At 71.4% G+C, this 19,598-nt stretch carries 18 protein-coding genes; 11 read left to right on the plus strand and 7 right to left on the minus strand.

Translation table 11 applies throughout. The features are described 5' to 3' along the window. Positions 1-20: 20 nt before the first annotated feature. The 5 genes from IW245_RS02665 to IW245_RS02685 all read right to left on the minus strand — a co-directional run bounded on the left by IW245_RS02665 (position 21) and on the right by IW245_RS02685 (position 3,941). Complete coding sequence (locus IW245_RS02665; RefSeq protein ID WP_233473194.1) at positions 21-758, minus strand: SIR2 family NAD-dependent protein deacylase; 738 nt, start codon at positions 756-758, stop codon at positions 21-23. Further along, the gene (locus tag IW245_RS02670) at positions 755-1,465 is read right to left on the minus strand and encodes a CE1759 family FMN reductase (protein WP_197001604.1); all 711 of its coding nucleotides are present in this window, start codon (positions 1,463-1,465) and stop codon (positions 755-757) included. Before IW245_RS02670 ends, IW245_RS02665 begins: the two co-directional genes overlap by 4 nt. After that, positions 1,462-1,887, minus strand: a complete 426-nt coding sequence (locus IW245_RS02675) for a MarR family winged helix-turn-helix transcriptional regulator (protein WP_197001605.1) — start codon at positions 1,885-1,887, stop codon at positions 1,462-1,464. The genes IW245_RS02670 and IW245_RS02675 overlap by 4 nt, the downstream gene beginning before the upstream one ends. Next, positions 1,887-3,041, minus strand: a complete 1,155-nt coding sequence (locus IW245_RS02680; RefSeq protein WP_197001606.1) for an LLM class flavin-dependent oxidoreductase — start codon at positions 3,039-3,041, stop codon at positions 1,887-1,889. Before IW245_RS02680 ends, IW245_RS02675 begins: the two co-directional genes overlap by 1 nt. A 123-nt stretch (positions 3,042-3,164) precedes the next feature. Beyond that, on the minus strand, positions 3,165-3,941 hold the full coding sequence (locus tag IW245_RS02685) for an AfsR/SARP family transcriptional regulator (RefSeq protein WP_197001607.1): 777 nt from the start codon (positions 3,939-3,941) through the stop codon (positions 3,165-3,167). Between the two features lie 257 nt (positions 3,942-4,198). Here IW245_RS02685 and accA point away from each other — a divergent pair, with 257 nt between their 5' ends. From accA to IW245_RS02730, 9 genes are read left to right on the plus strand one after another with little or no spacing between them, the layout of a single operon-like run. Further along, positions 4,199-5,908: an acetyl-CoA carboxylase carboxyltransferase subunit alpha/beta gene (gene accA, locus IW245_RS02690; RefSeq protein ID WP_197001608.1), complete on the plus strand. Its 1,710-nt coding sequence runs from the start codon at positions 4,199-4,201 to the stop codon at positions 5,906-5,908. After that, complete coding sequence (locus IW245_RS02695; protein ID WP_197001609.1) at positions 5,905-6,417, plus strand: acetyl-CoA carboxylase biotin carboxyl carrier protein; 513 nt, start codon at positions 5,905-5,907, stop codon at positions 6,415-6,417. The genes accA and IW245_RS02695 overlap by 4 nt, the downstream gene beginning before the upstream one ends. Positions 6,418-6,427: 10 nt before the next feature. Next, complete coding sequence (locus IW245_RS02700; RefSeq protein WP_197001610.1) at positions 6,428-7,774, plus strand: acetyl-CoA carboxylase biotin carboxylase subunit; 1,347 nt, start codon at positions 6,428-6,430, stop codon at positions 7,772-7,774. A 29-nt stretch (positions 7,775-7,803) separates the two neighbouring features. Beyond that, positions 7,804-8,070, plus strand: a complete 267-nt coding sequence (locus IW245_RS02705) for an acyl carrier protein (RefSeq protein ID WP_197001611.1) — start codon at positions 7,804-7,806, stop codon at positions 8,068-8,070. Beyond that, on the plus strand, positions 8,067-8,555 hold the full coding sequence (locus tag IW245_RS02710) for an SRPBCC family protein (protein WP_197001612.1): 489 nt from the start codon (positions 8,067-8,069) through the stop codon (positions 8,553-8,555). Before IW245_RS02705 ends, IW245_RS02710 begins: the two co-directional genes overlap by 4 nt. Before the next feature lie 32 nt (positions 8,556-8,587). Continuing rightward, on the plus strand, positions 8,588-9,013 hold the full coding sequence (locus IW245_RS02715) for a cupin domain-containing protein (protein WP_197001613.1): 426 nt from the start codon (positions 8,588-8,590) through the stop codon (positions 9,011-9,013). Next, a complete protein-coding gene (locus IW245_RS02720) occupies positions 9,010-10,284 on the plus strand; it encodes a beta-ketoacyl-[acyl-carrier-protein] synthase family protein (RefSeq protein WP_233473195.1) in 1,275 nt (424 codons plus the stop codon). Before IW245_RS02715 ends, IW245_RS02720 begins: the two co-directional genes overlap by 4 nt. Before the next feature lie 9 nt (positions 10,285-10,293). Then, positions 10,294-11,532 carry a beta-ketoacyl synthase N-terminal-like domain-containing protein gene (locus IW245_RS02725; RefSeq protein ID WP_197001614.1) on the plus strand — a complete coding sequence of 413 codons (1,239 nt, stop codon included), beginning with the start codon at positions 10,294-10,296 and terminating at the stop codon, positions 11,530-11,532. Next, positions 11,529-13,976: an FAD-dependent oxidoreductase gene (locus IW245_RS02730; RefSeq protein ID WP_197001615.1), complete on the plus strand. Its 2,448-nt coding sequence runs from the start codon at positions 11,529-11,531 to the stop codon at positions 13,974-13,976. Before IW245_RS02725 ends, IW245_RS02730 begins: the two co-directional genes overlap by 4 nt. Positions 13,977-13,996: 20 nt before the next feature. Here IW245_RS02730 and IW245_RS02735 read toward each other — a convergent pair whose 3' ends face one another. Then, positions 13,997-15,697: an NAD(P)/FAD-dependent oxidoreductase gene (locus tag IW245_RS02735; protein ID WP_307788860.1), complete on the minus strand. Its 1,701-nt coding sequence runs from the start codon at positions 15,695-15,697 to the stop codon at positions 13,997-13,999. Between IW245_RS02735 and IW245_RS02740 the strand changes: the two genes are divergently transcribed. Together IW245_RS02740 and IW245_RS02745 are read left to right on the plus strand one after the other, a co-directional pair. Further along, on the plus strand, positions 15,696-16,049 hold the full coding sequence (locus IW245_RS02740) for a TcmI family type II polyketide cyclase (protein WP_197001617.1): 354 nt from the start codon (positions 15,696-15,698) through the stop codon (positions 16,047-16,049). The genes IW245_RS02735 and IW245_RS02740 overlap by 2 nt on opposite strands. Positions 16,050-16,195: 146 nt before the next feature. Beyond that, positions 16,196-18,634 carry an alpha-L-fucosidase gene (locus IW245_RS02745; protein ID WP_197001618.1) on the plus strand — a complete coding sequence of 813 codons (2,439 nt, stop codon included), beginning with the start codon at positions 16,196-16,198 and terminating at the stop codon, positions 18,632-18,634. 82 nt (positions 18,635-18,716) lie between these two features. Here the strand turns inward: IW245_RS02745 and IW245_RS02750 are convergent, their stop codons facing one another. Further along, complete coding sequence (locus IW245_RS02750; protein ID WP_197001619.1) at positions 18,717-19,505, minus strand: alpha/beta fold hydrolase; 789 nt, start codon at positions 19,503-19,505, stop codon at positions 18,717-18,719. Positions 19,506-19,598 lie beyond the last annotated feature (93 nt).

The following is a 19,598-nucleotide window of genomic DNA, read 5'->3' on the forward strand; positions in this document are numbered from 1 at the left end:
CCGTCGAGGGCCCTTCCCTGTCAGACGCCGGCGACGAGGCGTCGGACCAGGGCGGGGAGGGCTGCGGAGATCGGCTCGCGGACCACCTCGGCGGCGAGCTCGTCGTACGGGGTGGGCTCGGCGTTGACGACGATCAGCCGGGCGCCGCCTCTCACCGCGATCAACGGCAGGGCCGCCGCCGGGTACACCTGCAGGCTGCTGCCGATCGCGAGGAACACGTCGCACGCCTGGGCGATGATCTCGGCCTGCTCGATGACCGTCGAGTCGAGCGGCTCGCCGAACATCACCGTGCAGGGCCGCAACACGCCGCCACACGCACGGCACGCCGGATCGTCCTCTCCCGCGACGACCCGGTCGAGCGCCTCGGTCATTCCGCTGTGGACCTGGCACCGCGCGCACCGCACCTGGGTGGCGGTGCCGTGCAGCTCGAGCACCTTGTGTGGGGGCAGCCCGGAGCGCTGGTGCAGGCCGTCCACGTTCTGGGTGAGTACCCGGATCGGCAGTCCGCTGCGTTCCAGTTCGGCGAGGGCGAGGTGTCCGGCGTTGGGTCGCGCGGCGTGCGCGCCGACGTCGAGCCGCATCCGCCAGGCGCGTCGCCGGACGTCCGGGTCGGCCAGGTAGGGGCCGAGGGTGACGAGTTCCGCCGCGGCCGGGTCCTGTCGCCAGAGGCCACCCGGGCCGCGGTAGTCGGGGATGCCGGAGTCGGTGGAGATACCGGCCCCGGTCATCACGGCGATCATGGTGCGGTGAGCGGTCACGCCGACGAAGCTACGGCCGGCAGCTCGTCGCCGCCACCGGATTCTCGCGCCGATCCGCCCGTGGCCAGCCGCATCAGGTCGGAGTCGAGATCGATGGACACCTCCGTGCCGCCCGCGCTCCCGAACTCGTGCTGGTAGGTGTGCCAGGACTCGTCGCGCACCGCCTGGGCGAAACCGCTCTCCATCAGCAGGACCAGCTCGAACGCGGCCCGGTCGAGTCGCCGGCCGAGTTCCGGGGCGTTGTGGTCCTCCGGCGCGGCGAACACCGACGTCGGCACGGTCAGGGCGCGCAGGTAGGCGAACAGGGACCGCAGCTGCTCGTCGACGACCAGCGAGTGGCGGGCGGTGCCGGCCGTCGCGGCGACGATCACCGGCTTGGCGATGAGCAGGTCGCTGTCGAGGATCTGGAAGAACGACGTCAACAGGCCGCTGGCGCCGGCGGCGTAGACCGGGGTGCTGACGACGATGCCGTCCGCCTCGCCGAGTGCGGCGACGGCCTGCCGCAGTTTCGGACCCTGGATCCGGGAGACCAGGGCCGCGGTGATCTCGCTGGCCAGTGCGCGCAGGTCGACGACGGTGACCGCCGTGTCGTGCCCGCGCTGCCCGGCGAGCGCGGTGACCCGCCGGGCGATCCGGTCGGCGAGCATTCGGGTCGAGGACGGGTCGCTGGCTCCGGCCGAGACGACGGCCAGGCGGTACACGGTCATGCTGATGTCCTTAGGGCGAGTTTGCGGCACAGGGCTTCCAGCTGGCCGAGTTCCTCGGGGCTGAGCCTGCTGGTGACGGCGCGGGCGACGTTGCGCGCGTGCTGGCGACCGACGTGGCGTTGGGTGTCGCGGCCGTGGTCGGTGAGGGACACCAGGACGACGCGCCCGTCGCCGGGATCGGCCGAACGTTGCACGAGGCCCCGCTCGACGAGGCGGTCCACGAGGCGGGACAGCGCCGGCTGGCTGAGCAGGACGTGCCGGTGCAGCTCACTGACGCTGATCGGTGCCGGGCACTTCGACAGGGTGTACACCGCGTCGTACTCCCGTCTGCTCAGCTCCCGCCAGGTGTCCTGGGTGGCGAACTCCCTCGACAACGTGGCGTGGGCGGCCATCAGCGCCTCCCACGCGCTGTTGGCGGTCATCACGACTCCTGGTAGGGCGACGCGCCGGTGACGTTGTCTCCCCGGTTGGCGTTGGGGCGCACCTGACGCGGCACGCCGTCGCCGTGCAGCGCCCGCACCCGGTCGGCGTGCGTCGGGGCGTCGGCGACCCCGGGCGCGCGGCGGGCGGCGAGTTCCTTGCGCAGCACCGGCACGACCTCCTCGCCGAGCAGGTCCAGCTGGTTGAGCACGGTCTTGAGCGGCAGGCCGGCGTGGTCCATCAGGAACAGTTGGCGCTGGTAGTCGCCGAAGTGCTCGCGGAAGGTCAGGGTCTTGTCGATCACCTCCTGCGGGCTGCCGACCGACAGCGGCGTCTGCGCCATGACGTCCTCCATCGACGGGCCGTGCCCGTAGACGGGGGCCTCGTTGAAGTACGGCCGGAACTCGCGGATCGCGTCCTGGGACCGGCGGGCGAGGAACGCCTGGCCGCCGAGGCCGACGATGGCCTGCTGGGGGGTGCCGTGACCGTGGTGGGCGAAGCGCTGGCGGTAGAACTCGATCAGGCGGACGTAGTGCTCCTTCGGCCAGAAGATGTTGTTGGCGAAGAAGCCGTTGCCGTAGTACGCGGCCTGCTCGGCGATCTCGGGCGTGCGGATCGAGCCGTGCCACACGAACGGCGGCACCCCGTCGAGCGGGCGCGGCGTGGACGTGAACCCCTGCAACGGCGTGCGGTACCTGCCTTCCCAGTCGACGACGTCCTCCCGCCACAGCCGGTGCAGCAGGTTGTAGTTCTCCAGCGCCAGCGGCAGCCCCTCGCGGAGGTCCTGGCCGAACCACGGGTACACCGGGGCGGTGTTGCCCCGGCCGAGCATCAGGTCCATCCGCCCCTTCGCCAGGTGCTGGAGCATCGCGTACTCCTCGGCGAGCCGGACGGGGTCGTTGGTGGTGATCAGGGTCGTCGCCGTCGACAGGATCAGCCGCTCGGTGCTCGCGGCGAGGTAGGCCAGCAGCGTCGTGGGGGAGGAGGAGAAGAACGGCGGGTTGTGGTGCTCGCCGATGGCGAACACGTCCAGGCCGACCTCCTCGGTCTTCTTCGCGATCCGCACGATCGCGTCGATCCGCTCCGCCTCGCTCGGCGTGGAGCCCGAGACCGGGTCGCGGGTGATGTCGCTCACGGAGAACACGCCGAACTGCACGGTGCACCTTCTTCCCACGTGCCGGCGGGCCGGCAGCTATATGCGTTTGCATATAGCTCAACAGGGGAGCGCGGAGAATATTCCGGGTACCAACCACAGGGTGCCGGGCCCACTCGGCCGGTGCTACCGGTCCAGGCCGGGGTCCGCCGTCAGGATGGAGTGCTGGAGCTGGTGGATCCGTTGCGAGGGCTCCAGCCCGAGATCCTCCCGCAGCGTGGTCCGCAGCCGGTGGAACGCCTCCAGCGCCTCCGTCCGCCGCCCCGCGTGGCACAGCGCGACCATGTACTGCGCCTGGAGGTCCTCATGCAGCGGATGGCGGGCCGCGAGGCTGCCCAGTTCGCCGAGCACCGCGTGGTGGCGGTCCAGGCGCAGCTCGGCGTCGATGCGCTGCTGCCAGACGGCGAGGCGTTCCTCCTCGAGCCGGTGCACCTCGACCTTCAGCACCGGCCCGACCCGGACGTCGGCGAGCGCCGAGTCGTGCCACAGCGCCAGTGCCCGCCCCAGCTGTCGGGAGCCCTCGGCGTAGTCCCCGCGGCTGAGTTCGCGCCGGCCGCTGGCGGTGAGCCGTTCGAACTCGTGCAGGTCGAGCTGGCCGGGCCCGACGTGGAACTGGTACCCGTCGGACGCGGTGGCCAGGACGTCGCGGGCGATCTGGGCCGAGCTGAGCTCCGTCAGGCGGGCGAGCATCCGGCGGATCTGGAGGACATAGGTCTGAATGGTGGTCAGGGCGCTCGCCGGCGGCTCGTCGCCCCAGAGTTCCACGCTGAGCGTCTCGACCGGCACGATGTGGTTCGCCTGCACGAGGAGTAGCGCGAGGACCTTGCGGGGTTTGGGCGCAGTCAATCGGCCGGTGGTGGTGCCGGAGCGCACCGCGAGCTGACCGAGTACCTGAAAGTCCATTGCTTCCCCCGAATGCGCATCGCCCAATCCTCGGGCCGCATCAGCCCGTATGTACTCCCAACTGCTCTTTCACCGGCCTCACAGCGAATGTTACCTGCGGGCCACGATCGTCGATGGTTTCTCGGTTTTCTGCCGGTTCTCAAGTTGAACTCGAGCCAAGTTCGAGTCAGCGCGGAGAATGATCCTTACATAACCAGTACAAATGCTCCGCGCTCGCCAGTAACAGCACGGCTGTCCGCGTAACGGAGAGGAATGTCGTGACCAGACCCGAGACCCCCGATTGGGTACTCTGCGCTGGGTGCCACGCCGTCACCTATGGGAAGCTTTGGACGCGTAACGGCAATATTTGCCCACAATGCGCCCATTATGGTCCGTTGACGGCCACCGAGCGGCTCGCGCTGTTCGCCGATCCCGGCACTGTGGAGCTCCTCGACTTCGACGTGCCGCCCGGTGATCCGCTCTCCTTCGTCGACAAGGTGCCCTACCCGAGTCGCCTAGCCGACGCGCGCTCTGCGACGGACATGTCCGACGCCGTCGTGTGCGCCCGGCTGCGGATCACCGACACGCCCGTGGTCGCCGTGGTGATGGACTTCCGCTTCATGGGCGGCAGCCTCGGCGGCGTCGTCGGCGAGAGCATCACCCTCGCCGCCGAGACGGCCCTGGCCGACCGGTCGGCGCTGCTTCTCGTGACCGCCTCCGGCGGGGTGCGGATGCAGGAGGGCGTCATCGGCCTGATGCAGATGGTGAAGACGACGCAGGCGATCACCCAGCTCGACAGCGCCGGCCTTGTCACGATCTGCCTGATCACCGACCCCACGTACGGCGGCGTCGCCGCGTCGTTCGCGATGCTCGGCGACATCCTGCTCGCCGAACCCGGTGCCAGGCTCGGGTTCGCCGGGCCGCGGGTGATCGCCCAGACGATCGGCCAGGAACTGCCCCCCGCGTTCCAGACCGCCGAGGCGCTGCTGGAACGCGGCTTCATCGACCAGGTGTGTCCGCGCTCCGAGGTACGCGGCCGGTTGGGCAGACTCCTGTCGATCGGCACCCGGCGGGGCGGTTCCCCGCCTGCGGAACCGGTGGTCCAGGTCGCCGTCCGGGACGCGACGCTGCTGTCCCAGCGACCGGCGTGGGACGCGGTCCGGCGGGCCCGCGACATCGGCCGGCCGACGACGTCGGACTACCTGCACATGATGCTCGACGGCTTCGAGGAACTGCACGGCGACCGGATCGGCGGCGACTGCCCGGCGATCATCGGCGGGGTCGGGCGGCTCGGCGGGGAGTCGGTCGTCGTCATCGGCCACGAGAAGGGCCACACCGCCGCCGAACTGCTCGCCCACGACTACGGCATGCCGTCCCCGGCGGGCTACCGCAAGGCCGGACGGCTGATGCGGCTCGCGGCCAAGTGGGGGCTGCCGGTGGTGACACTGGTCGACACGCCCGGGGCGCACCCGGGGCTCGACGCCGAACTGCAGGGGCAGGCGACGGCGATCGCCGAGAACCTCCGCCTGATGGGGGCGTTGCCGGTGCCCGTGGTCACCGTGATCACGGGGGAGGGATGCAGCGGGGGCGCGCTGGCCATCGCGGTCGCCGACCGCGTACTGATCATGGAGAACGGTGTGTACACCGTGATCAGCCCCGAGGGATGCGCGGCGATCCTGTGGCGGGAGCCGGCCGCGGCCCCGAAGGCCGCCGAGGCGCTGCGGTTGGACGCCCGGTCGCTGCTCGAACTCCACGTGGTGGACGGGGTGATACCCGAGCCGCCCGGTGGCGCCGAGTCCGATCCCGCCGGGGCCGCCGCACTGCTGGGCGCGGCGATCCGCGCCGAACTGGCCGACCTCGCCTCGCTGGACTCCGCGCGCCTGGTCGCTCTGCGACGTGCCAGGTTCCGTCAGTACGGCAGGTCGCGTAGTGGCGTCCCCGTGGGCACGGCGGCCGCCGTGTCCGGGAATGAAGGAGGCATCCGATGACGGAGATCATCGAATCGTACGTCGCCGTGGGCCCGCTCGCGGAGGCGCTCGACGACGTCCGCCGCAGCGCGCAGCAGCTCCTCGCGGAGGTGACCACCCCGCCGAAGGCACTACGGATCCGCGCGGGTGACGTGTGCCTCGAGCTGGAGTGGACGGGCCCCACCGACGTCTACGGCGTCCAGGACTCCTCCGACGCCGCACCGCGCCCGGCGAGGCGCACGGCTGATCCGGCGTGCGACTCACCCCCGGCCGGCGGTGGGCACGTGCACTTCTGCTCGCCGACCGTCGGCACGTTCTACCGCTCCCCGCAGCCGGGGGCCGTGCCCTTCGTCGCGGAGGGCGACCAGGTCCGGCGGGGTCAGCAGATCGGCATCGTCGAGGCGATGAAGCTGATGATCCCGCTGGAGGCGGAGTTCGACGGGCAGTTGGCGCGCGTGCTCGTCGAGGACAACACGCCGGTCGAGTTCGGCGCTCGGCTGTTCGCCTTCGTGCCGGAGCCCGCCGGATAGGGAGGTCGCCATGTTCACCACTGTGCTCATCGCCAACCGCGGCGAGATCGCGTTGCGGATCGCCCGCACCTGTCGGGAACTCGGCCTGCGCGTGGTCGCGGTGTACTCCACGGAGGACAGCGACTCGGCTGTCGTGCGGTTCGCCGACCAGGCCGTGTGCATCGGTCCGGCGCCCGCCCGCGGCAGCTATCTGAACCTGTCCGGGATCATCGAGGCGGCCCTGCACGCCGGTGCCGACGCGGTGCACCCCGGCTACGGCTTCCTGTCGGAGATGCCGGACTTCGCCGAGGCGTGCGAGGCGTCCGGGTTGACCTTCGTGGGTCCGCCGGCCGCCGTGATGGAGCGCCTCGGTGACAAGTCCGCGGCGCGCGCGGCGATGGCCGGGGCGGGCCTGCCCATGCTGCCGGGCAGCCTCGAACCGGTCTCCGACGTGGACGCCGCGGCGAAGGAGGCCGCCGACGTCGGCTACCCCGTCATCATCAAGGCGGTGGCCGGCGGGGGTGGCCGCGGCATGCAGGTGGTCAGCGACCCGGGCGAACTTCCCCGGCAGTACCGGGAGGTGCGCGCCACCGCACGGTCGCTGTTCGGCGACGACCGGGTGTTCATCGAGCGGTACCTGCCGTCCGCCCGCCACGTGGAGGTCCAGGTGCTCTGCGACCGGTACGGCGGTGGAGTCCACCTGGGACAGCGGGACTGTTCCGTCCAGCGCCGACGCCAGAAGCTCATCGAGGAGACCCCCGCCCCCGGGCTGCCGCCCGACCTCGCCCGACGGATGGGGGCCTCGGCCCTGCGCGGCGTGCTGGCCGCCGGCTACGTGGGCGCCGGCACGGTCGAGTTCCTCGTCGACGACCTGGGCGGCTACTACTTCATGGAGGTCAACTGCCGGATCCAGGTGGAGCATCCGGTCACCGAACTCACCCACGGCGTGGACCTCGTGCGCGAACAGCTGCGGATCGCCGCGGGGGAGCCGCTGGGCCTGACCCAGGCCGGCCTGCTGGCGCGGGGGGTGGCGATCGAGTGCCGGGTCAACGCCGAGGACCCGGACCGGGCCTTCATGCCCACCCCCGGCCGGCTGACCGAGTTCCGCACCCCGGGCGGGCCGTTCGTCCGGGTCGACACCGACGCTGAGGTGGGCGGCCGGATCTCCGCCGCCTACGACCCGCTCCTGGCCAAGGTCGCCGTGTGGGCGCCGGACCGGCCCCAGGCGCTGGCCCGGATGCGGCGCGCGCTCGACGAGCTGCACGTCGCGGGCCCCGGCGTGTGCACCAACCGCGACTTCCTGCGCGCGGTACTCGACCACCCCGAGTTCGTCGCCGGAACCCACGACACGTCCCTGGTCGCCGCGATCACCGGTTGACCCAGCCATTTCGAAGGAGAGGAACACCGATGTCCACACAGCAGTTCTCCATGGACGATCTGATGACGGTCCTGGTCACCAGGGTCGGCCTGCCGCAACAGGAGGTCACCGACGACCCGCGGCTGACGTTCGGCGACGTTGGGCTGGACTCGCTGGCGTTCCTGCACATCCAGGGCCAGCTCAAGGCCAGCTATGGCGTCGACCTCCCGGTGGACCGCCCGCTGACGTACACCTTCGGGGAGATCCTCGACAGCGTCAACGGTCACCTCGCACGCGTTGAGGAGCGGGTCTCGTGAGCGCCCCGACCGTCGGCCACGTCGACAACTCCGTCCTGATCAACGCCGACCTCGACCTCGTCTGGGCGGAGACAAACGACGTCGAGCGCTGGCCGGAGCTGTTCACGGAGTACGCCTCCGCCGAGATCATCCATCGGGACCGCGACACCGTGCGGTTCCGGCTGACGATGCACCCCGACGAGAACGGCCAGGTGTGGAGCTGGGTGTCGGAGCGCACCGTCGACCCGGAGCACAAACGGGTGGTCGCGCGCCGGGTCGAGCCCGGGCCGTTCGAGTTCATGAACATCGAGTGGGCCTACTCGCCCGAGCGGGAGGGCACCCGGATGCGGTGGGTCCAGGACTTCAGGATGCGCCCCGAGGCGCCGATCGACACGGCGGCGATGACCGAGCGGATCAACGCCAACACCGCGGTCCAGATGGACGTGATCCGGACCAAGCTCGAACGGCTCGCGGCCGAGCGCCACGCGCCGAACCACGACGTCTGACAACCACACACCACCACCAGCGGGGAGACAACATGACCACGAAGTCCGGCAGTCCGGCGACCTCCACCATCAGGTTCGTGTCGATGGACGACGTGCCAGCCAACCGGCGGCGCGGGGGCGACATCCGTACCCTGCTGTCGCCCGGGACCGTGGGCGCGACCTCCGGCTTCCTCGGCACGCTGCGGCTGAAGCCCGGCGAGGTGGTGACGGAGCACCTGCACCCGTACTCGGAGGAGTTCATCTTCTGCGTCGAGGGCTCGGCCACCCTGCGCCTGGAGGGCCAGGACAACCCGCTGCGGGCGGAGCAGGGCGTGCTCGTCCCGATCGGGGTGCGCCACCGCCTGATGAACACCGGTGACACGGAGGCCTTCTTCGTCTTCCACCTCAGCCCGTTAGCGCCGTCCCCGGAGCTGGGACACGTGGACACCGAACCGTTACCAGACGGAGCGTCGACGTGACCACGGGCGGGCGCCGGACCGTGGTGACCGGTGTCGGCGTCGTCGCCCCGGGCGGGGGCAACCGGAAGGACTTCTGGCAGTTGCTGACCTCCGGGCGGACGGCGACCCGGCGGATCACCCACTTCGACCCGACGGGCTTTCGTTCGCAGATGGCGGCGGAGTGCGACTTCGACCCGGCGCGGGCCGGGCTGACCGAGCACGAGATCTTCCGCAACGACCGGTTCACGCAGCTCGCCCTGGTGGCGGCCGACGAGGCGGTGGCGCAGTGCGGCCTGGACTTCGCGACGGGCACCGGCTACGACCCGGACTCCGTCGCGGTGAGCATCGGCAGCGCGGTCGGGGCGACGATCCGGCTCCAGGAGGAGTACTTCGCCGTCAGCGACCGCGGGCGCCACTGGCTCGTCGACGACCGGTACGCCAGCCGCTTCCTGTACCATGCGATCGCGCCGAGCAGCGCCGCGACCGAGGTGGCGTGCCGGTTCCGGGCACACGGGCCGGCCGCGGTGGTCTCCACCGGTTGCACGTCCGGGCTGGACGCGATCGGGTACGGCCACATGCTCATCGAGGACGGCGACGCCGACGTCGTCCTCGCGGGGGCGAGCGACGCGCCGATCGCGGCGATCTCGATCGCGTGTTTCGACGCGATCCGGGCGACGTCGGCGCGCAACGACGACCCGGAGCACGCGTCACGCCCGTTCGACGCGACCCGCGACGGGTTCGTCATGGGCGAGGGCGCGGCGATGCTGGTCCTCGAGGAGTACGAGCACGCCCGCCGGCGCGGGGCCGACATCCTCTGTGAGGTCCGCGGTTTCGCCAACCGGTGCAACGCCTTCCACATGACCGGGCTGCTGCCGGACGGCACGGAGATGGCGGAGGCGATCACCGACGCGCTCCGCCAGGCCCGGCTGGACCCCAGCGCCGTGAGCTACGTCAACGCGCACGGATCGGGGACCAAGCAGAACGACCGGCACGAGACCGCGGCGTTCAAACGCAGCCTCGGTCCCCACGCCTACAAGGTCCCGGTGAGCGGCATCAAGTCGATGGTGGGCCACTCGCTCGGGGCGATCGGCGCGATCGAACTCGCCGCGTGCGTCCTGGCGATCCGGCACGGCGTCATCCCGCCGACGGCCAACCTGGAGAATCCCGACCCCGAGTGCGATCTGGACTACGTGCCCCGGGTCGCCAGGGAGGGCAGGTTCGACACTGTCCTGTCCGTCGGTAGCGGCTTCGGTGGGTTCCAGTCCGCGGTCGTCCTTTCCCGACTCCCTTAGGAGGACGTCATGACCAGGACCGTCGTCACGGGCATCGGGGTGGTCTCCCCGAGCGGCATCGGCGCGGAGGAACACTGGCGGTCGCACCTGGCCGGAGAACTCCAGGTGCGCAGGATCGAGGGTTTCGACCCCAGTTCCTACGCCACCACGCTCGCCGGCCAGGTGCGGGGGTTCGCCGCCCAGGACCACCTCGACGGCCGGCTCACCATCCAGACCGACCGGTGGACCTGGATGTCGCTGGCGGCGGCGCAACTGGCCCTGGACGACGCCAAGTACGATCCCGCCGCCCACGACCCCTACGCCACGTCGGTGGTGCTCGCGGCCGGCTACGGCGGAAGCGAGTTCGGCCAGCGCGAGGTGCAGGCGATGTGCGGGGGCGGGCCGGCGGCGGTGACGGCGTACCAGTCGATCGCGTGGTTCTACGCGGCCAGCGCCGGACAGACCTCCATCCTGCACGGCACCAAGGGGCCGGCGTCGGTGCTGGTCTCCGACGGTGCGGGCGGGCTGGACTGCCTGGGCGGCGCGCGCCGGGTCGTCCGGCGCGGAACCCCGGCGGTGCTCACCGGCGGCACCGAGGCGCCCGTGGTGCCGTACGCGCTGGCGTGCCTGGTCACCAACGGCCGGATGACGACCAGCGCGGACCCGCTGACCGGGTACCGGCCCTTCGACGTCGACGCCGACGGCTACGTCCCCGGTGAGGGCGGGGCGGTGCTGATGCTGGAGAACGCCGACACCGCGCTGGCCCGCGGCGTGCAGCAGATCTACGGGGAGATCGCCGGGTACGCCGCGACCCACGACGCGCACCACCACGAGAATCCGGCCGCCGACTGCCGCCAGCTCGCCCGGGCGATGCGGCTGGCCATCGCCGACGCGGGATTGACGCCGGACGACATCGGCTTCGTCGTCGCCGACGGCGCCGGCACCCCGGCCCTCGACGCGCTGGAGGCCCAGGCCATCCACGAGGTCTTCGGCGAGCGCTCGTCGCGGGTGCCCGTCACCGCCCCGCAGGGGTTCACCGGCCGGATGTGCGCCGGCTCCACGATCAACGTGGCCACGGCCCTGCTCGCCCTGCGCGACGGGATCGTCCCGGCGGTCGGCAACCTGCACCGCCCGGGCCCGTACCAGTTGGACCTCGTGCGCCAGCCGCGCGAGCTCCGCACGGACGCGGTCCTGATCAACGCCCGCGGGTACGGCGGGTTCAACAGCTCGATCGTCCTGAGGCGGTTCCACGAAGAGGGGGAGAGTTGAACACGCAGCGCAACGAGAACCAGGTCCGCACGGTGTTGCGGATGCGGGCCCGCGAGGGGTGCGAGACGCAGTTCGAGACGGCGTGGCGCGCGGCGGCGGCGGAGATCAGCCGGATCCCGGGCAACCTGCGCCAGGAGCTGGTCCGCGACGCCGAGGATCCGCGCACGTTCCTGATCACCAGCGACTGGAGCGACCAGAGCTCCCTCGACGCGTTCGGCCGCAGCGCCGTGCGCGACCAGCTCACGGCGGTCCTGCGGGACCTCCGGGAGTCGGCGGACAAGAACACCTACCACGTTCTGCACGACGTGCCGGCGCAGGGCCCACGGATCCGGGTGGACGTGACGATCACCGTCGCCGAGGGCCAGGAGCAGGCGTACGAGCGCGCGTACCGCAAGGTCGCCGAGCGGATGCGGGGCACGCCAGGGCACGTCCGCGAGGAGTTGCTGCGCGAGCCGGGCACCTCGACCTACCACCTGTTCGCGGAGTGGGAGAACGACGAGGTCTTCAACGCCTGGGCGGATGATCCGGCGCACCTGGAGCAGACCGCGCCGCTGCTGCCGTACCTCCTGGAGAGTTTCCAGCGGACGACGTATCACATCATCGCGCGCCCGGAGGAGTGGCCGGCGGAGGAGTCGCCGCCCGCCGAGCCGACGCCGCGAGCCGAGGATGCCGTGGCCGTGGCCGCGGCGGCCCCGCGGCTCCCGGCCGCCGCGGTCCAACAGCCTCCGGCCGTCACCGCCCCGCAGCCCGCAGCGGTCGTGGCCGCCGAGGCCCCGCGGCCCGTCGCGGTGTCCAAAGTCGGCGCGGCCGACACGGACGTGCTCATCGTCGGGGCCGGACCGGCGGGCCTCACCGCCGCGATCGAACTCGCCCGCCGCGGGGTGTCCTGCCGGATCATCGACAAGCGCGCCGAACTGTCCGGCAGCGCCGACAAGGCGATCGGGATCCAGTGTCGGACCATGGAGATCTGGGAGGACATCGGCGTCGTCCGCGAGGCGATGGACGCCGGCATGTGGCTGCACGGCCAGACGGTGTACGTCAACGGGCGACAGACCCATCAGGTCGACTGGGACCTGCCGGAGCTGCCCTACGCCCACCTCGGCCTGCCGCAGTACGAGACCGAGCGGATCCTCACCAGGCGCCTGGCCGAACTCGGCGTCACGGTCGAGCGGGGCTACGAGCTGCGCGACTTCACCCAGGACGCGTCCGGCGTGACCGCGAGCGTCGTGCACTCCTCGGGCACGGCCCAGACGGTGCGGGCCGGCTACCTCGTGGGCTGCGACGGCGCGCACAGCACGGTGCGCGAGCGCCTGGGCCTGACCTTCGAGGGCGGCATGGGCATGTTCCCGCAACTGTTCATGCTGGGCGACGTCGACCTGGACTGGTCGATGCCGGAGGGCCACCTGCTGCGCATGATCCAGGTGGAGGACGAGGAGATGAAGGGCATGCTCGTGTGCGTGCCGCTGCGCGGGCCGGGCCGTTACCGGGTCGCCACGTTGGCACCAGCGCACCTGCAGTCCGAGGTGGGCTCGGGGCCCGTGCCGCCGGGGTTCTCGCAGGAGTACACCCCGCCGGAGCTGAGCGACATCCAGGCCGTCCTGGACAAGCTGGCCCCGGCCCCCACTACGGCGAGCAATCTGCGCTGGTCGTCGATCTTCCGGATCAAACACGGCATCGTCGACCGGTACCGGGTCGGGCGGGCCTTCGTCGCCGGCGACGCCGCGCACCTGCATCCGCCGGCCGGCGGGCAGGGGATGAACACCGGTATCCAGGACGCCTGGAACTTGGGCTGGAAGCTGGCCCTGGCGGTGCGGGGGCTGGCCACGCCCGGCCTGCTCGACAGTTACGAGGCCGAGCGCCGGCCGGCCGGCAAGTCGATCGTCGACCGGGCCGTCCGGGTCGCGTTCACCGACGAGATGGACATGGACGACGAGAAGGAGCAGTTCCTGACCGAGATGCAGATGACCATGACCTACGTCGGCAGCCCGCTGGTGGACGAGGCGCTGGAGGACGCCGGGACCTTTGTCGCGGGCCCCCGGCCCGGTGACCGGGCGCCCGACGCCGAGCACCTGCGGCGCTTCGGTGTGGGCCATCCGCTGCGCCTGTTCGAACTCACTCGGGGCACCGCGCACACGCTGCTGGTCTACGCCGACGCGGCGACCACCGGCGACGAGATGTTCGAGTTCGAGAAGCTGGCCGGCAGGGTGCGCGGCCAGGACCAGGACCTGATCACCGTGTACGTCCTGGCGAGCCCGGACGCGTCGGTGCCCACGGATCTGGACCTGCCGGTGCTCCGGGACACCGCCGACGCGTTCCGGACGGCGTACGGGATCCGCGGGACGAGCGCCTACCTGATCCGGCCCGACGGGCACGTGGGCTTCCGGTGCGCGCCCGTCTCCTCGGCGGCCCTCGACGGACACCTGGCCAAGATCTTCGCGACCTGAGCCAGCAGGGAGACCACGGGCTACCCGCCCGTGGTCTCCGTCCCCGTGAGGGCCTGCCATTCGGCGCGGCTGACGAACTCCGGCATCGACGGGAACTCCGGATGCCGGGTGAGCCAGTGCGCCAGGTGCTCGCGCACCTCCTCGACCTGGAAGGCCCGGTCCGGCGCGACGGCGAGATGGCGGACCTGGGCCCGCGCCCGCATCACGACGGGGTCCTCCATGGCGCACGGCGTCGCGGCGAACTGCGCCCGGCTCCCGTCGTCGAACGTGCGGGGCGGCGGAGCCGCCTGGCCCTTGTCGCGGGAGAACAACACCTCGTCGCCGCTGTCGACGGCGACCTGGTGGTCGAACCAGGGCTTGAGGGTGCGCACCGCCCAGGCGTGGTAGTCCGTGGCGAAGGCTGCCGGGTCCGCGCACGTGTCGATGGTCGTCGCCACCCGCTGGGCGGCCAGCAACGTCAGCGCGACGCCCTGCCCGAGGGTGGGGTTGGTGTGCGTGATCGAGTCGCCGACGCCGACCAGCCCGGTGACCACCGGGCCGGCCTCGTCGACCAGCCCGCTCCAGCGGTTGTCGAGCCCGGCCATCACCTGTACGTCGCCCATGCCGTCCGGGTCCAGCCCGAGCCACGGGCCGCTGGCCGGGAAGCGTCGGGCCGCCGCGTCGAAGACCGCCGGATCCCGTAGCGCCAGCCGGGTCGGGTCGGTGACCGGCACCGCGAACGTCACGGCGAAGACGCCGTTGTCCGCAGGGAAGACCAGGTTGATGGCGAACGGCGTCACCGCGACGTCCCACACCCGGCCGGGATCCTGCGGACCGTCCGGACGCAGCCGGTACCAGCGGGAGAAGTAGGCCCGCCCGACCCGGTGGCTCTCCACGACCGGCGTCCTGGCCCCCGACTCCGCCAACCAGTCGCCGACCGGTGAACGACGTCCGGCCGCGTCGACCACGAGGTCGGCGGAGAACACCCCGGACGCGGTGCGCACGCCCGTGACCCGCGGGACGTCGCCCCCGTGGTCCATGACGAGTCCCTCGACGGGATCGTCGAGGCGTACCTCGACGTTCGGCTCCCGCGACACCGCGTCGTTGAGCGCCGTCTCCAACAGGATGCGCCGGGTACGCACCGCCACGAGGTCCTCGTCGCCCGGCCGCACGGGCGGATGCTCGGTGAACCAGTCGAACTCGTGGTACTCCCGCGCACCCATGTCCAGCATCGCGGCGTACACGTCGGGCACCTCGGAGCGCAGCACGGTCCGCACCGGGGCGAGGAACGCGTGCGGCTGCACGACCTGAGGGATGCGCGGCCGGGACCAGTCCAGGAAGTCGCCGTCGAGGTCGCCCGTCGGTCGACGTTCCTCGCGCTCGAAGACCACCACCGTATGACCACGGCGTCCGAGAAAGAGCGCGGTCGCCAGACCGCCGATTCCGCCGCCGACTATCGCCACCTGTGCCATCGCGTCGCCTCCGGGTTGTGCCTCGACGCAGGCTGTCCCCCATGATGGCAAGCCTGGCCGCACCGGCCCAGCATGGTGACCTCCCGCCGCCGCGTCAATGGACACGCCGTGGCCATTTCCCGGCCCGTAGTCAGGGCATTCTCCTGTGCGGAGGGTTGTCGGGTTGATAGGTTCCTTGTGCATCACAGCCGGATCACGGCGCCTGCCACCCTGGGTCGCTTCACAGGTGCCGATCAGGCACGACACCGACCGATGGGGGGAATCCGGCATGCACAGGACCGTGATTGTCGCGCGTATCAAGCCGATGGCCGAAGCAGCGGTGGCCGAGGTTTTCGGGAACTCGGACGCGACGTCATTGCCGTACGAGTTGGGCGTGGAACAACGCTCTCTCTATTCGCTCAACGACATCTATCTGCACGTGGTGGATTTCCGTGAGGATCCTGTCGAGACCCTGCGCAGGGCGACGGACCTTCCGGGTTTCCGGCAGATCAGCGCGGAGCTGCGGCCGTTCATCAGCCCGTACGACCCGAACTGGGCCAAGCCCCAGGACGCCGTCGCCCGGGAGTTCTACCGGTGGACCCCGGCCGACTCGAGCGTCCACTTCCGCCACGACCGCTCCTGAGGGCCGGGGCGGCCGGGCGCCGCGCGGGGTAGCCACGATAGACATCGGATGACATGTGGGGTTCTGCCGGTTGACACGGCGAATTCCGCCACTCAACATGAGTACTCATCCGATCACGTGAATCCCCCGCACGAGAGCAGGACACCGTGAAACGCAGATTCCTCGCCGTGGCCGCATGCGCCCTGACCGTCGCCGTCGCCGCACCCGCGCACGCGGCGGTCACCCCCGCCCCGGTGATCGCCACCCCCTCCTCCGACACCCTCGCGCAGCGGATCGAGAAGGCCGCCAACGTCGTACCCTCGGCGGCCCAGCTGGCCTGGCAGAAGCGGGAGCAGACCGCGTTCATCCACTTCGGCCCGAACACCTTCAACGGGGTCGAGTGGGGCGACGGCCATGAGAACCCGAACGTGGTCAACCCGACGAACCTGGACACCGACCAGTGGGCGTCGACCCTGAAGAACGCCGGCTTCGCGCAGGTCACCTTCACCGCCAAGCACCACGACGGGTTCCTGATGTACCCGACCCGGTACAGCGACCACTCGATCAAGGCGAGCAGTTGGCGGAACGGCACCGGCGACATCGTGCGCAGCTTTGCCGACTCCGCGCACAAGTACGGGCTCAAGGTCGGGTTCTACCTGTCCCCGGCCGACCTGCACGAGGCGCTCGCCGGCGGCCGGTACGGCAACAACAGCGCCGCGCGGGCGGCGACCATCCCGGAGGTGGGCCTCGACGGCACCCGGCCGAGCGGTCCGGCCACGTTCGACGTCGTCGCCGACGACTACAACCGGTTCTTCATGAACACCCTCTACGAGCTGTTGACCCAGTACGGGCAGGTCGACGAGGTGTGGTTCGACGGCGCGAACCCGTTGGGCAGCACCACCCAGACCTACGACTACACCGACTGGGTACGCATCGTGCGCACCCTGCAACCCGGGGCCGTCATGTTCGGCGGCACCGACCTGCGTTGGGTCGGCAACGAGGACGGGGTCGCGCGACTGTCGGAGTACGGCGCGCTGCCGTTCACGGGCTCCGCGACGGGGGCCGCCGACCGGCCGACCAGTCCCATCGGCGGGGAAGCCACCGACCTCGGCGACGCCAAGCTCGGGGCGGCCGACTTCCTGAAGTGGGCGCCGGCGGAGTGCGACGCGCGGATCCAGCCGGGTTGGTTCTGGAAGGCCGGCAACGGGCCGAAGACCCTCAACCAGCTCAAGGATCTCTACCACACCTCGATCGGCCGCAACTGTGTGCTGCTGCTCAACACCGCGCCGGACAACACCGGCAGGCTCCCCGCCGATGTCGTGACCCGGCTCGGCGAGTTCGGCGACTGGATCCGCTCCTACTACGGCACCGACGCGGCCCGCACCGGCACGGCGACCAGCACGGACGGCGGCACGGCGGCCAACGCCACCGACGGCGCGTACGACACCGCCTGGAGCCCGACCACCACGACCGGCACGTTGACCGTGGACCTCGGCTCGCCGACGACCGTCGGCGAGTTCGGCGTCCAGGAGAACATCGCCGCCGGCCAGCGGGTCACGTCCTTCGCCGTGGACACCTGGAACGGCACCGCCTGGGTCCAGGCGACCACGGCCACCACCGTCGGCTACCGGCGCCTCCTCAAGCTCGCCAACCCGATCACCACCAGCAAGGTGCGGCTCCGGATCCTCGCCGCCCGCGCCGTCCCCGCGATCTCGTCCTTCTCCGCCTACGCCGGCGACCAGGTCACCAATCTGGCCTACGGCCGCCCCGCCACCCAGTCGACCACCGCGTGGGGCGGCGACGCGGGCCGGGCCGTCGACGGCAACACCAACGGTTCATGGGGCGCCGGGTCGATCACCCACACCAGCGACCCCGCCACGGAAGCCAACCCGTGGTGGCAGGTCGACCTCGGATCCTCGCGGCCCCTGGGCACGGTCAACATCTTCAACCGGACCGACTGCTGCTCCAACCGGCTGACCGACTACTGGGTGTTCGCCTCCGACACGCCGTTCACCACCAGCAAGACCCCGACGCAGCAGGCGGCGACGGCCGGCGTGTGGAGCGTGCACCAGACCACCCAGGCGGGTGCGCCCACGACGATTCCGGTCGGCCGCTCCGCCCGGTACCTGATGGTGCAGCAGGCAGGGAGCCAGATCCTGTCCCTCGCCGAGTTCGAGGCGTACGAACCCACGGCGCTGACCAACGGGGTCTACACCGTCACCAGCGTCGGCTCCGCGAAGAACCTCGACAACCCGGGCGGCACCACGACGGGCACGCAGCTCGTCCAGTGGACACAGCATTCGGGCACCAACCAGCAGTGGCGGTTCACCGGCAACGCCGACGGCACGTACACGATCACCAACGTCGCCAGCGGACTGTGCGTCGACGTCTACGGCGGCTCGACATCGGCCGGGGCGGCGGTCATCCAGTGGACCTGCACCAACGGGGCCAACCAACGCTGGCGGGTCACGGGCGGCACCATCATGGCCGTGCACAGCTCCCTGGTGCTCACCATCGGCGGGGCCGGCGACGGGGCCGTGGCCACCCAGGCGGCTGACACGGGCACGAACCTGCAGCGCTGGGCCCTGACCAGAGTCGGAGCCTGACGGCAGCGGTGGCGGGACCGGTCACCGGCCCCGCCACCGCTCCGCTCCCACGTCCGGCGCCCGACCCTCCGCCGGTGCGGAGCTACAGCCCGCCGAGGAAGGTCCGGACCGCCGCGGCGAAGCCGACCGGGTCGGCGGTGTGGATGAAATGGTCGGTGTCGAGCTCGACGAGCGCGGTGTTCGGCCGTCGCGCGGCCATCGCGCGGCCCTGGTCCACCGGCAGCGCCTGGCTGCGCAGCGCGAGCACCAGCAGCGCCGGGCAGGTGCTGGCCGTCCAGTCGGTCCAGCGGTCGCCGTGGGTGCCCTGCTCGGACAGGATCGTGTCGGCCGGGTGGAACGGCAGCCGCCAACCGCCGGCGGCGTGTTCGCGCACGTTCGCGGCGAACATCGGGGCCATCGGGCCCAGCCCGGCGAGCAGGGCGTCGCGGGTCGGTGCCGAGTACGGCCACGCGGCCAGGAACGCCAGGGGGCTCGGGCCGCCGGTGCGCTGCTCGACCGGGCCGTCCTCGTTGATCAGCGCGATCACCCGCTCCGGGTGCCGGGCGGCGAGTTGGTAGGCGGTGATGCCTCCGCCGGAGTGGCCGAGCACCACCGCCTGCTCGATGCCCAGCGCGTCGAGCAGGGCGAGGGCGTCGGCGACGTAGTCGGCCCGGGCGTAGGTCACGGACCGGTCGGAGTCGCCGTGTCCGCGCTGGTCGGGGGCGATCACCCGCCACTCGTCGCCCAACTCCGCGGCCAGGTCGGCCCAGGTCGCGCCCTCGGCGAGGTGGCCGTGCAGGGCGAGCAGCGGGCGACCGGTACCCCCGAAGTCGAGGTAGGAGAGCCGGCGGCCGTCGATGGTGATCTCGGCGCGGGTGGCGGTGGTGTTCATCGTGTGCTCCTCGGTGCTGGGCTGGTGAGACCACTGTCGCCGGGCACGCGCACCGGCCGCGCACCACCGCCTGACCACCGCTGACCGCGCGAC

Origin of the sequence: Longispora fulva (assembly GCF_015751905.1) — a bacterium.
In the GTDB taxonomy this organism is placed as follows: Bacteria; Actinomycetota; Actinomycetes; order Mycobacteriales; family Micromonosporaceae; genus Longispora; species Longispora fulva.